This window comes from Zeaxanthinibacter sp. PT1 (genome assembly GCF_028464225.1).
In the GTDB taxonomy this organism is placed as follows: domain Bacteria; phylum Bacteroidota; class Bacteroidia; order Flavobacteriales; family Flavobacteriaceae; genus Zeaxanthinibacter.
In genome coordinates, this window is sequence record NZ_JAQPCN010000003.1 from 182,739 (window position 1) to 195,951 (window position 13,213).

Sequence of the window (13,213 nt, forward strand, 5' to 3'; positions counted from 1 at the left end):
TAATATAGAATTGAATTCGGCGAAATGTAGAGGAGGTTAGTTAATAGTAAATGTAATACCATGAAGAAAAAATCAGTAAAGATACAGGAATGGTTAGACCCTGACTCTCTGCATAACGAGACAAAAATGTGGATTTCTGAGCTCGACTTTATGTGTGACGAGCAGCGATTTCTGAACGATTTAATTAAAGATTTTACCATTGAGCTTACCCAGACTTCAAATTTTGAAGTAGCAAAGCAAAAAGTTTCGGAGCTTCTATCCATAGAGAACGAATTGGTACACTTGAAAGAAAAGGTGCAATTGCACGGGAACCAACTTAAGATCATGACTGATAAGGTTGATCAGTTGGAGATGGAAAGTGCCTACCTGAAAACCCACAAAAATCTCTCTGATCATTTAAAGGATTATCGCAAACGCTACCAGGAACTCAAGACCCAATTTTTTAAGCTATTAACAGCCCAACTGAAAAAAAGAAAAACCAAGAAATTGATGCCATGAAAAAATTTCCGCTAATCATCATCCTATCCCTATTACTATCTGCTTCCGGATGTTCCTCGACCAGCCTTGTCAGCAGTTGGAAAAACCCGGATATCGTACTATTTGATGCCTACAAAGTACTGGTCGTAGGAATGACACAGAACGAAAGGGCAAGACTCCTGTTTGAAACTAATATGAGAGATGAGTTTATTAAAAGGGATATTGAAGCCATGCGGAGCTTGGATATTTTTGATGTCGCATTTACGGATTCGGCCAGGTCTGAAGAAGAATTGGATGAGGTGGAACAGCAATTGCTGGATAAAGATTTTGATGCGATCCTGTTTACCAAGATCATTGGATACGAGAATAAAAGAACTTTTAGGGAACAAGTGCTGGACTGGGAAACTTATATGGATGGATTTAAAGAGGATTATAATTCTAATCAAGGTATCTACTTCAACAAAAATTACTACCAGGATTATGATGTATATTACGCAGAGACTTCCCTCTATTGTATTTGTGTAGGGAAGGACAGAAAGCTTATCTGGCGGGGAACCATAGAAATTACGGATCCTAAGAACGTTGGAAAAGTGGTGGACGATTATATTCAACTGCTGGTGTACGCCCTACAGGAACAAGACCTGATAATCAGAAAAAAAACCGAGGATGAAACTACTAGTCTTTAGTGCCAAAGAATTTGAAAAGCCATTCTTATATAAGGCCAACCAAGATCGCATCACCATGCATTTTACTGAAATGTCTCTCGATACGCGAACGGCTCAGAAGGCGGTGGGGTATGACGCTATTTCTATCTTTTCCGGGGATGATGCTTCTCAACTTGTATTGGAAAAACTCCATGATTTAGGCGTTAAGTATATAGCGATCAGGTCAGCCGGTTACAACAATATACATCTTAAGGCAGCAAAACGTATCGGTCTCAAAGTGGCCAATGTTCCCGATTATTCCCCTCATGCCATAGCAGAACACGCAACAGCCATATTATTGGCATTGGTTCGGAAAATAGTCCGAGCGGACCGGCAGTTGCACCAGGATTATTTTTTGCTGGATGATCTTATGGGTTTTAACCTTCACGGTAAAACCATCGGGATATTAGGCACCGGGCGTATTGGTACGGTAATGGCGAAGATCATGAAAGGTTTTGGTTGTGAAGTGCTGGCAACAGATCCGCTTCCGGATAATAACATGGTTGAACTTGGGCTGGTAAAATATGTAGAGATTAATGATTTATTCACGGCTTCTGATGTGATCAGTATTCATATTCCACTCACCTATGAGAACTATTATTTTATTGACGAAGAGAAGCTGAGTTGGATGAAACCTTCAGCCATACTGGTAAATACGGCCAGGGGTGCCGTTGTGCAGACCAATGCGCTGATTGAAGCCTTGGAAAAGGGGCAGATTGCCGGCTATGCCACCGATGTATATGAAAAAGAAAGAGGCTTGTTTTTCAGGGATCATTCCGGCAATGGAATCAGTGATGAACGTTTTAAGAAGCTACGAAACCTGCCCAATGTGCTAATCACTCCGCACCAGGCATTCGTAACGCAGGAAGCTATAGAGAATATAGCTGAAATGACCATAGAAAACCTCTGGGCCTGGGATCAGAATTTACCCTGCAAAAATGAGCTGGGAATAGAAACGATGATGTCATAGGACAGGGGCAAAGATTCTCGCGATACCCTCTTTTAGTCGCTGCCTTACCGGTCGCTGTAGTAACATCTCGTAATCCAGTTCCCTGGATTCCCGGCAATCGTGTTCAAAATCTTTTCGCAGATCCTTACTGAAATCCGCGTCATACACCAGGGCATTAATTTCATAGTTATGCTCAAAACTCCTAGCATCTATATTGGTAGTTCCTATGGTGGCAATGTCATCATCACATACAATGATCTTACTATGAAGGAATCCCTGGGGGAACATAAATATCCTGATACCTGCTCTGAGCATTGATTCTATGTAAGAATGTACGCTCCAGTAAACAAGTCTGCTATCACTTTTCTCAGACATTAAGAGACGGACATCTACACCGCTAAGGGAAGCCACTTGTAACGTTTTCAGAATTTCCGGAGTAGGTATGATGTAGGGATTAGTGATGTAAATATATTTCCTGGCTGTACTGATCAGGGTTAAGAATACCTGTTCTATATTCGGGTAAATATCATCCGGTCCACTGTAAACAACCTGTACGTTTTTCCGGGACGATTCCTTTCTCACCTTGAAGGCAGGAGACTTCATTCCCGGTTTTTCACCTGTAACCATGATCCAATCCATTTCAAAGACCATTGCGAGTTGCCATGCGGCGGGCCCGCTGATCTGCAGGTGCATATCATGCCATAACCCTAAGGGTTCTGACCCTTTCAGATACTTATCAGAAATATTTATGCCGCCGGTAAAAGCTATCGCCCCATCAACTACAATGATCTTTCTATGGTTCCGGTAATTGATCGAATCGAGAAATCGCGAAAATTTAAAAGGTAAGAATGAATAAACCTCCACCCCTATAGATCTTAATTTTTTTCGGTATGCCGAACTGAGTGAATAACTGCCAACCCCATCGTAGATCAGCCGAACCTGTATTCCTTCCGTTATTTTTTGTTCAAATAACCGCAATAGTCTCTCTGCTAATACGCCTTCTTCAAAGATGTAGTATTGAAGATGGATATATGACCTGGCATCCTGCATCGTTTTAAAAATGGCATTAAAGGTCGCTTCCCCGTTTTTTAAATAATGCACTTCGTTTCCCGTTGTGGGAGGGAAGGCACAAGTATTGTTGATCAGTTGCATTACTTTCAGGTATTTTTCAGAATCACCCGGGAGAGCAGGATCTATATGGGAATGGGGTAGGGCAAGGGTTTCTTTTTTCAATTTTGATAAAACATTTTTGCGATGATTTCTTCCCATCATCCAGTAAAATAAAGCCCCACCGACCGGGATAGTAAAAATGGCCAATAGCCAACCGAGGGTTTTTGCGGGTCTGACACCGTTGATTAATAAGCTGAAAACCAGGAATAGCGCTACCAGGCTATACAGGATGATAATGGAGGCCACTAACATTGGAATGCGTTTAGAAATTAAAGGTAGTCTTTAGAATATTTTATGTTGATGACATCTGTCAGTTGTATTATTTTCTATATCAGGTGATATTGAGGGCCATTTCTACCATTTTGGTATAGGAACGTTCCCGCTCTTCCTGGGATGCGGCCAGGCCAGAAACCAATGAATCCGAAATGGTCAATATGGCTAGCGCCCGTACTCCAAACTTAGCTGCAAGGGTATAGAGGCCTGCTGCCTCCATTTCTACGCATAGAATACCAAAATCTGCCCATAGTTTGTAATCTTCAGGGTCATCCGGATAGAATTCATCCGATGTCAAAACGTTTCCGGCCTTTATGGGAATCTTCATTTCCCGGGCATAGAGAGCAGCGTTCATCAATAACTCAAAATTTGCCGTAGGCGAATAATCTGCATTGATAAACCTGGAGTTATTGATCCCGGATGTCGTAGATGCCGCCATGGCCAGGACCAGGTCCCTTAGCTTAACATCTCTTTGGTAAGAACCAGCCGTCCCTATCCTTATGATTGTTTTAACCTCAAATTCATTGATTAGTTCATGGTAATAGATCATAGCGGATGGAATACCCATTCCACTTCCCTGGACGGAAATAGCTTTACCCTTGTAAGTCCCGGTATATCCTAACATTCCTCTAACCCTGTTGTAGCATACCGCGTTTTCTAGAAAGGTTTTAGCAATCCACTCTGCTCTTAGGGGATCTCCCGGCATCAGTACGGTAGGAGCAACTGCACCTTTTTCCGCAGCAATATGAACACTCATTACAAATAATTTTAAAATGCCGGTACAGTAATATTGTTGGCTTGCCCTGGAAATAGAACCGAAGCGCCCGGCACGATTAGAATTCAAGGTATTATTTCTAATCTGCGATATTCATGATTTATCTCATCATTACCCATGCTGACTCAAATCATGGCGTATTTATGAATATAGATAGAATTTTATGGGATTATCGTCCCTATTGCAGGACTATACTGATATGGATATGAAAAACACTGAAATATTGGAGATTGTTAAATCTTCCGGAGATAAGAATCCTTTTTCCCTGGAAAAATTACAGCGCTCGCTGGAAAAGTCCGGTGCCGGCCCCGGGATTGTGAACGAAATACTTCATAAAATGAAGCGTGAAATTTATCCCGGGATGACCACAGCAGAGATACATAAAAAGGTGCATCAACTTCTGAAGGAGGAAAAATCTGCATATGCTTCTAAATATAAGCTGAAGAAGGCCCTGTACGAATTGGGCCCTACCGGATTTCCTTTTGAACGATTTATCGCGCAAATCCTGAAATATTCCGGATATACCACTCATATCAATAAAATTATTGAAGGGCGATGTGTTTCTCATGAAGTAGATATTGTGGCCGGTAAGGAAGGCAGTAACGTTATGGTGGAATGTAAATTCCATGGAGACCGAAAGAAATACTGCAACGTGAAAGTTCCACTTTATATAGACGCGCGCTATCGCGATATCAGCTCGGTATGGAATAAGGCAGCAATGAAACATCCTTTAAAGGAGGGATGGGTGGTAACCAATACCCGGTTCACTGCAGATGCCATTACCTATGGCAAATGTACCGGCTTATACCTCCTCAGCTGGGATTACCCCGCAGCCAGGGCCTTAAAGGATAGGATTGATGAACTGGGGCTGTACCCTATAACGGTATCGGACCTTTTGAGTAACAGGGAAAAGCAGTTTTTACTCAGTCGGGAAATTGTATTGTTGAGGCAGCTGAAAAAAGATACATTCTACCTGGATCACCTGGAGGTTTCACCTGAACGGAAAGATCGCATCATGGAAGAAATACATATGCTGTGTCCGCAGGAACAGGAGTCATGAACAGGCTGAAAATCCATTTCCTGGGAGCATCGGGCACCGTAACCGGGTCTAAATTCCTGTTCCAATCATCGGGTATATCGCTGATGGTAGACTGTGGGTTATTCCAGGGGAGAAAAGAACTGAGGGAGATGAATCGTAAAGACCTTCCGGTTAAGGCCCGGGAGATCAACCTTATTTTACTTACACACGGTCACCTGGATCATACGGGTTACCTTCCAAGACTAGTATCCCAGGGATTTGAAGGGAAGATCATGGGCACAGGACCAACACTTGCCATCGCTGAGATCATCCTGCGGGATACGGCTAAGATACAGGAAGAAGAAGCCGAGAGAGCCAATAAGGAGGGCTATTCCAAACACCAACCTGCACTACCACTTTACGATCTTAAGGATGTGGAAAATACATTGCAGTTATTTGAACCAAAGATTCAAAATGAGTGGCACCCATTGTTTAGCGAGATTCAAGTCCGATTCCGGCCTGTAGGGCATATTATTGGGGCAACCTTTATCGAGTTGGAGATACAGGGAAAAACATTTGTTTTATCAGGTGATATCGGCCGGACCTCGGATCTTCTTCTCGAGCCTCCCCAGCAACCACGATGGGCCGATTATATATTCGTGGAAAGCACCTATGGCGATCGATTACATCCGGAAGAAGATGTCGATGAACTATTAATACGCCATTCAAAAAAAACAATTCAGAACCGTGGCACCCTTATTATCCCCTCATTTGCAGTAGAGCGCTTTCAGTCGCTAATGTACAGGCTTTGGCTACTCTATGACAAGGGAAGCTTGCCTAATATTCCCATTTTTATTGATAGCCCTATGGGTGTAAATGTATTGTCGGTATTTGAAAGGTTCCCGGGCTGGCATAATTTAACCCCTGAAATTATCCGGTCTATGCGGGATCGGATGAAAGTTGTAGGATCTTACAGGGAAACCTGGGAAACCATAGACGATCCCAGGCCAAAGATCGTGATTGCAGGCAGTGGAATGTTGACCGGAGGAAGAGTCCTGACCTACCTGAAGCAGTTGATAGGCCTCCCTACCACCACCATACTCCTCGTTGGTTTTATGGCAGAAGGAACCAGGGGCCGAAGATTACTGGAAGGGGAGAAGCAGCTCAAGATCTTCGGGAAATACTGCGAGTTGGAGGCAGAGGTTGTACATGTCCAAAGCATGTCTGCCCATGCTGATCAACAGGAAATATTGCAATGGCTGGGAGGGGTGAAGAATATTCCCGAGGACACATTTTTAATTCATGGAGAGACAGCGGGACTCGAAGGGTTAAAAACAGAGATTCGGAAAAAGTTTGGATGGCAGGTACATATTCCAGAGCTCAACGAAGTGCGGGAATTATTTTGGTGAATGGTACTCCTTAATACTATTGTAAAGTTGTAGATTAAAGTTTTTCCCCGTAAGACAGGTCTCCTGCATCACCAAGGCCGGGTACGATATAGCCTTTGCTGGTGAGAACCGGATCAATGTCCGCGATCCAAAGATGGGTGTCTTCCGGGAATCGTTGCGATACATATGACACCCCTTTTTCCGAACCGATGACAGATAGCAAATGAATCTGTTTGGGCTGGCCATGGCTTTTAAGAGCACTATAGACATTTTCTAAGGTCTTCCCGGTAGCCAACATAGGGTCTGCCAATAGGAGTATTTTGTCTTGGAGGCTTGGAGCAGCAAAATATTTAACGATAACGTCAAAGTCGTCTGAATCATCCGGGTGATGGCGATAGGCCGAAATAAAAGCATTTTCGGCCTTATCCAGGAAATTGAGAAGGCCATAGTGTAAGGGTAAACCGGCCCTGAGCACGGAGCAGAGCACTAATGGATCTGAATCCAGGGAGACTTTTTTTTCTCCAAAGGGGGTAGTGATAATTCGCTCCTGGTATACGAGGCTTTTGCTGAGTTCATATGCCAGTATTTCCCCGATCCTTTCCATATTTCGCCTGAATCGCATGGAATCTTTCTGAATTTCCTGGTCCCTCAATTCCGTCATGAACCTATTGAGGAGTGAGTTGTTTTTGTTTAAATGATGTACGATCATGACTAGAATGATTTGATTAAAGATACACACTTTAGAACAAGTGGTTTCCGGTCTGTGGCAGCTCCGAATCCATGTAAAATAAAAGGAAGGGTTTTAACGATTTACAGCGGCACAGGGTAACGAAAGTGAGAATCAAAGGGGTATTTTTAAAAATGTTTCTGTTTTTTTTTGGATAAAAAGGAACCTCAATGAGTAACTTTGAGTTGCATGAACAAGGTAATTACATTCACCGTAAATCCTGCCCTGGATAAGAGTACTTCAGTAAAAGGGCTAAAGCCGCACAGCAAATTGCGCTGTGCTGAACCGGTAGTAGAACCCGGTGGTGGTGGAGTTAATATATCTAAAGTGATCAAGGAGCTAGGGAGTGACTCGCTCTGTACCTACCTGGCAGGTGGACCTACCGGTTTACAACTGAAAAACCTTCTTTCCTCTGCAAATATCCTTCAGCAGATAGTGGGTATAGAAGGATGGACTCGTGAAAATATCGCCATAACAGATAATGCTACGGGCTTGCAGTACCGTTTCGGAATGCCGGGGCCGAGGGTAAGCGAACAAGAGTGGAGGCAATCTTTGGTTCACCTTGAAGGAATACTCATGGAAGGGGATTTCCTGGTCGCCAGTGGAAGCCTACCCCCGGGTATTCCAGATAATTTCTATAGGAATGTAGCCTACCTTGCAAAAGCCAAAGGTGTTCGCTTTATCCTGGATACCCATGGAGAACCTTTACGTTTAGGGGTGGAGGCTGGGGTATTTATGTTAAAACCCAACCTGGCTGAGCTCAGTACGCTGTGCGGTGTGGAGAAGTTGGCCTACCCGGAATTGGAAACTAGTGCCAGGAAATTTATGAAAGATGCCCAATGCGAGATCATGGTAGTTTCCCTGGGGCCACAAGGGGCACTTTTGGTCACCGCAGAACAGAGCGAAAGGATTATTGCACCTACCGTCAAAACCAAGAGTACAATTGGCGCCGGAGACAGTATGATGGCAGGTATGGTACAGTGCCTGTCTATGGGTAAGAGCTATCGCGAAATGGCTCGTTATGGGGTCGCATGCGGAACTGCGGCTACGATGACCCCGGGGACCAACCTCTGCAGAAAAGAAGATGTGGAGACCTTATTTAAATGGATTAACTCACATCCCGGGAATAAAAAAGCAATAAGAACTGATTCGTAAAATTGTTGCCTGCACGCAAAAAGATTAATCATAGGGTTTCAGTCATATTATACTCAGAAATCTGGGCAGGTAAAAGTGTCAAGAATTGTCTTCTTTCCATTCAATTGATTTCCTATTATTTATCAAATTGATCTTACAAACCCGGTTTGAGGTGTTGTACTAGTCCCTCGATGACCGGTTTCAATAAATAAATTCTTAATCCTAAAACATATACCGATGAATTCTACCTACAAATCTTGTATAGAAGCATGCCAGCGTTGCCTGGAAGAATGCCAGAGATGTTTCACCGAAATGGTTGGAAAGGAAAGTTCTAATGATTGTCCTGAATGTTGTGTGCAATGCATTGATGCATGTTTAATGTGCATAAAGCTGCTAATAGCCGACAGTAAATTTGCCGCCAAGTATTGCGAATTATGTGCCGAAATGTGCGAATGGTGTGCAGAACAGTGCGGGGAGCATGACCATGAACACTGCCAGAGGTGTAAAGAAGCTTGCCTGGAATGTGCTGTAGCTTGCAGAAGAGTGGCTTAACTAGTTTTTTCCGGGGAGAGAAAATAATTGTTAAATCTTTTTACGGATTAATGTTCTGATTCTTCAAGGTAAAATCTGATCTGTCGATCAGGTAACTTAGTTGTAGTTCTCAAATTAATTATGAACTTAAATTAGAACCTATGAAAACACTAGAAGATTTATTTGAACATCAGTTAAAGGACCTCTATAGCGCAGAAAATCAGTTGATATCTGCATTGCCTAATGTAATTAGTCGCGTAAGTGATCTGAACCTGAAAAAGGCAATTGAAGATCACCTGGAAGAAACCAAGGAACAGAAAAAACGTTTACAGGAAGCATGTGAGGACCTGGATATTTCACCCAGTGGGGAGAAATGTAAGGCTATGGAAGGTCTTATTAAGGAAGCCGAAGATTTCCTGGACGAAGCATCGGATTCTGATGTGGTGGATGCCGGTATTATTGCCAATGCTCAACGTATTGAACATTACGAAATTTCCGGTTATGGAACGGCAGTCCGATATGCCAAAGAACTTGGACATGTAGAGATTGCACGTATATTGCAGACCACCCTGGATGAGGAGTATGCGGCTGACAATAAGCTGGACGACTTGGCTGAAAACAGGCTTAATCAAAAAGCTATGGATCATTCTTAGTCATATTATTTTTATTCCTAAAGTAAGCCCGGAAGAGGATAGTTTAACATCTTTTCCGGGCTTATTGTTTCTGAGGAGAACTTAATTCGGGCATGTGGAACAAAGCTTAAGACAATGTTAATAGTGTAATCGAGTTAAAAAAGCCGATGTAAAGGATTACTTTCTATAGCGGCTAAATCCTACTTTAGTATAGATTATCATATATGTTATTAACCTAAATCTACAGCTATGAATGATGAGCAATTAAAAGGGAAATGGAACCAGCTGAAAGGAAAGCTAAAGCAAAAATATGGCAACCTTACAGATGACGATCTAACCTATTCCGAAGGACGATTCGATGAAATGTTCGGTCGGATCCAGGAAAAAACCGGAAAAAGGAAGGATGAACTGAAGAGGGAATTGGAAAACTGGTAAACCCATATTTCCATTAATTCAGTAAATAGGGACCGCCCTTCATTTCTCATGAAGGGCGGTCTTTCTTTTTAAGTCTTCTTGTACCAGCTAAAGGCAACTGACGCCCCGGAGGGCTACCTATGGAGCCATTAGTTCCACTGTTCTTCTTTTTTTTGATCTCTCACCGGAGAACCGTTCGTTGCCGTGGTATAAGGCAGGTAGATCTTGAAGCTTGCCCCTTCACCTTCTTTCCCAAAGGCCTGGATATATCCCCTGTGATTTTCAACAATCTTCTTACAAATAGCCAAACCGATCCCCGTACCCTTATATTCAGGCTGGTAGTGCAACCTCTGGAAGATTTCAAATATACGCTCTGCGTTCTCCTGCTTAAAGCCTATCCCGTTGTCCTCTACAGTGATGAGGTAATATTTCCTGGCGAGTTTTGTGAAGGGAGCATTGATAGACTCTCTTCTGACCTCTTCTGAACGAATAAAAACTTTGGGTTCTTCTTCGGGAGAGCGGTACTTAATAGCATTTGAGATTAGATTGTTGAACAGTTGTTCCATTTGAAATGGGACTGCTTGAATAGTGGGCAACGGGTCCAATTCAATTTTCAGGTTGACCTCCTTAATCTGTACACTCAGATTATCCTGAATGTTTTCCATGACCGTATTCAGGTCTACTTCTTCAATTTTTTCGAGGGCACTGTCTATCCTGGAATAGGTAAGCAGGTTCTTGATCAATGTCTGCATCCGGTCTGCAGCCTGGGTGATCTTTTCAAAATAATTCTGACTTCTTTTTGAAATGCTGTCCAGGTCATTGATCCTGGAAATAAACATTTGAATCTTACGTAAGGGTTCTTGCAGGTCATGGCTCGCAACCCTGTTAAACGATTCAAGTTCCGCATTACTTCTTTTCAACTCACGGTTCCGGTTAATCAGGTTTCTTTCAGATTTAATCTGCTTGGTAACATCCTGTGCAACGCCGATCATAACAGGATCTTTTTTGGCATGCATGAATTGGCCGAAAATTTTAAGGTATTTAATATTACCTTGGTTTGTTACTACCCTGAAGGTGTGTTCCAGGGGTTGTAAAGAGCCGATAGATTTTTCTGCCTTGGTTTTAAAAATGGCTTTGTCATCAGTATGAACAATATTCATGAAACTGTCTACTGATGGCTCAATAGAGCCTACTTCCCGGTCCAACAGGTGGTAGAAATTATCGGAAATTCGTAGGTTATCCTGGGCTATATCCCATATGTAACTTCCAATTTTGGCCATACCTTCAGCATTGCTGAGGATGGAGTTCTGGATCTGCAACTCTTCATTTAAATGAAGAAGATGTTTTTCTGCTTCCTTGATGTGCGTTATGTTGATTGCAGTTGCCGTCAGCCTGTTGTTAATAGGTTGTAATGTTGTACGGAACCAAAGATCCCGGTCTTCGTAAACATATTTCCGTTCTATTACTTCTTTTTGCTGGGTTTTAATGCAATTAAGCATTACCTCGAATGATCCGCTCTCGACGGTTTTGGGATAGACTTGGGAGACCAACCTCCCTGTAATTTCCTGTGCGCTTAAATCGATGTAATTTGAAATATTCTCAGTGACATACAAAATTTTAAAATCGATAACATTCCCCTGCTCATCATAGACCGCTTCGTAGTGATTGATCGTATTGTCTGTACTTTCCAAAATAACTTTAAGCAACTTCCGGGTGTCATCCAGATCTTCATTCCTATCTTTTAACTCCTGGTTTAGCCTAATGAGTTTTTCTTCAGCGTTCTTTTCCTCTGTACTATTCCTGGCAATGATCAATAATCCATGGGAAAGTGGGCGGACAACACTTGCGAACCACATTTTCTGGCCATTTGCCGCAATTTGCCTGTCAAATACAACTCTTTTTTGCTCCTTATAACTGTTAATAAGTTCATCCATCTCCCCATTTAGAAGTAAAAACGGGAATAGCTTGGAAATGGGTTTGCCAATAAGGCTTTCGGGGGATTTGCCCATATGAGTCTTATTGCTCTCATTGGCGAAGGTCACCTTGAAATCGTATATCTGTCCATCCCGATCATATAAGGGCTCGTAAAAATTGATGATGTTGTCCGTATTCTGTAAAATACTGTGCAGGAAGGTTTCTGCACGAATAATACTCTTTCGGTCCTCATCGATGATTTTGAAGAAAATAATAAACACGATCAATGAAAAAATAGCTAACAGGAGCGAAGTGAGATGCGTGACGAAACTTTGAGATTGATAAGCGGACAGCCGTTCCTGCAACAGGGCTTCCTTCTTCAGTACAAGTTTTACTTTTAATTGCCTGAGCTGATTCATTAAACTGTCGGCCTTCCTGACCTGACTCAAAATTTCCGGGTCCTGTGATCGGAAATCAGGTAGTTGGCTGTTAATAAGGGTCAGGGAAGCATGTAATTGATCTTTTAGCTTGGTGACCGAGTCAAGAGTCTCCTGGTTCTCAGGGACTGTTTCAGTTAGCTCGTAAAGCTTTTTTAAGGATGCTTCACTTTGCTGCTTGTAATCATCGTAAGATAATTGGAAAGAAGAGTCCCTCACGATCACAGAGCGAAATTGTGCCGATTCCATGATATTGTACATGGAAAACAGGTTGTTGATCTCCTTATCCACTTGGAAGGAAAGGGAAACAAGATCGGCAGATCTTTGCAAATTTTTGATTTGGCGAAAGGTAATTCCTGCGATCAGTAACAAAAGTACGACAGCTATAGCAACACCTAAGCGGAATGGAGCACGCCTGGTTCTTGTATTTTCTGAGTTGTTGAGGTTCATCTATTTTAACATATTGACAATATTTGCCAAGTAATTAATTCGGGGATTCAGTTAGAGAAATTGCAGCTGCTCAACTGAATTTTATCATAGCATCAGATTCACTTCATATTTTTAAAAATTGTTTAATAACCTCCTAACTCCTTAGTACCATCTCATGTGAAACCGAAGATCCCGTTTATTATTATGCAGAAATATACTATTTTTTGTAAGTTTAATCTCA

Annotated in this window: 12 protein-coding genes; 8 read left to right on the forward strand and 4 right to left on the reverse strand. The window is 42.4% G+C overall.

Annotated features, from left to right (window positions below; translation table 11 throughout):
• Positions 1 to 60 precede the first annotated feature (60 nt).
• The 3 genes from PP178_RS10260 to PP178_RS10270 are packed head-to-tail and all read left to right on the forward strand — an operon-like array spanning position 61 to position 2,151.
• The gene (locus PP178_RS10260) at positions 61 to 498 is read left to right on the forward strand and encodes a hypothetical protein (protein ID WP_272594252.1); all 438 of its coding nucleotides are present in this window, start codon (positions 61 to 63) and stop codon (positions 496 to 498) included.
• A complete protein-coding gene (locus PP178_RS10265) occupies positions 495 to 1,163 on the forward strand; it encodes a hypothetical protein (protein WP_272594253.1) in 669 nt (222 codons plus the stop codon). Before PP178_RS10260 ends, PP178_RS10265 begins: the two co-directional genes overlap by 4 nt.
• Complete coding sequence (locus PP178_RS10270; protein WP_272594254.1) at positions 1,144 to 2,151, forward strand: 2-hydroxyacid dehydrogenase; 1,008 nt, start codon at positions 1,144 to 1,146, stop codon at positions 2,149 to 2,151. Before PP178_RS10265 ends, PP178_RS10270 begins: the two co-directional genes overlap by 20 nt.
• On the opposite strand, the gene cls is transcribed toward PP178_RS10270, so the two are convergent.
• Together cls and deoD are read right to left on the reverse strand one after the other, a co-directional pair.
• Positions 2,146 to 3,552 carry a cardiolipin synthase gene (cls, locus tag PP178_RS10275; protein WP_272594255.1) on the reverse strand — a complete coding sequence of 469 codons (1,407 nt, stop codon included), beginning with the start codon at positions 3,550 to 3,552 and terminating at the stop codon, positions 2,146 to 2,148. The two genes, PP178_RS10270 and cls, sit on opposite strands and share 6 nt — an antisense overlap.
• Before the next feature lie 79 nt (positions 3,553 to 3,631).
• Complete coding sequence (gene deoD / locus PP178_RS10280) at positions 3,632 to 4,330, reverse strand: purine-nucleoside phosphorylase (RefSeq protein WP_272594256.1); 699 nt, start codon at positions 4,328 to 4,330, stop codon at positions 3,632 to 3,634.
• A gap of 181 nt (positions 4,331 to 4,511) precedes the next feature.
• Here deoD and PP178_RS10285 point away from each other — a divergent pair, with 181 nt between their 5' ends.
• Positions 4,512 to 5,408: an ATP cone domain-containing protein gene (locus PP178_RS10285; protein ID WP_272594257.1), complete on the forward strand. Its 897-nt coding sequence runs from the start codon at positions 4,512 to 4,514 to the stop codon at positions 5,406 to 5,408.
• Positions 5,384 to 6,775 carry an MBL fold metallo-hydrolase gene (locus PP178_RS10290; RefSeq protein WP_336298534.1) on the forward strand — a complete coding sequence of 464 codons (1,392 nt, stop codon included), beginning with the start codon at positions 5,384 to 5,386 and terminating at the stop codon, positions 6,773 to 6,775. The genes PP178_RS10285 and PP178_RS10290 overlap by 25 nt, the downstream gene beginning before the upstream one ends.
• 34 nt (positions 6,776 to 6,809) lie before the next feature.
• On the opposite strand, the gene upp is transcribed toward PP178_RS10290, so the two are convergent.
• Positions 6,810 to 7,463 carry a uracil phosphoribosyltransferase gene (gene upp / locus PP178_RS10295; RefSeq protein ID WP_272594258.1) on the reverse strand — a complete coding sequence of 218 codons (654 nt, stop codon included), beginning with the start codon at positions 7,461 to 7,463 and terminating at the stop codon, positions 6,810 to 6,812.
• A 207-nt stretch (positions 7,464 to 7,670) separates the two neighbouring features.
• Here upp and PP178_RS10300 point away from each other — a divergent pair, with 207 nt between their 5' ends.
• The 3 genes from PP178_RS10300 to PP178_RS10310 all read left to right on the forward strand — a co-directional run bounded on the left by PP178_RS10300 (position 7,671) and on the right by PP178_RS10310 (position 10,213).
• Positions 7,671 to 8,636, forward strand: coding sequence for a 1-phosphofructokinase family hexose kinase (locus PP178_RS10300; protein WP_272594259.1), 966 nt, complete (start codon positions 7,671 to 7,673; stop codon positions 8,634 to 8,636).
• A gap of 671 nt (positions 8,637 to 9,307) precedes the next feature.
• The gene (locus tag PP178_RS10305; protein ID WP_272594260.1) at positions 9,308 to 9,799 is read left to right on the forward strand and encodes a YciE/YciF ferroxidase family protein; all 492 of its coding nucleotides are present in this window, start codon (positions 9,308 to 9,310) and stop codon (positions 9,797 to 9,799) included.
• 228 nt (positions 9,800 to 10,027) lie between these two features.
• The gene (locus tag PP178_RS10310) at positions 10,028 to 10,213 is read left to right on the forward strand and encodes a CsbD family protein (RefSeq protein WP_272594261.1); all 186 of its coding nucleotides are present in this window, start codon (positions 10,028 to 10,030) and stop codon (positions 10,211 to 10,213) included.
• Between the two features lie 128 nt (positions 10,214 to 10,341).
• Here PP178_RS10310 and PP178_RS10315 read toward each other — a convergent pair whose 3' ends face one another.
• Positions 10,342 to 12,993, reverse strand: a complete 2,652-nt coding sequence (locus PP178_RS10315) for an ATP-binding protein (RefSeq protein WP_272594262.1) — start codon at positions 12,991 to 12,993, stop codon at positions 10,342 to 10,344.
• Positions 12,994 to 13,213 lie beyond the last annotated feature (220 nt).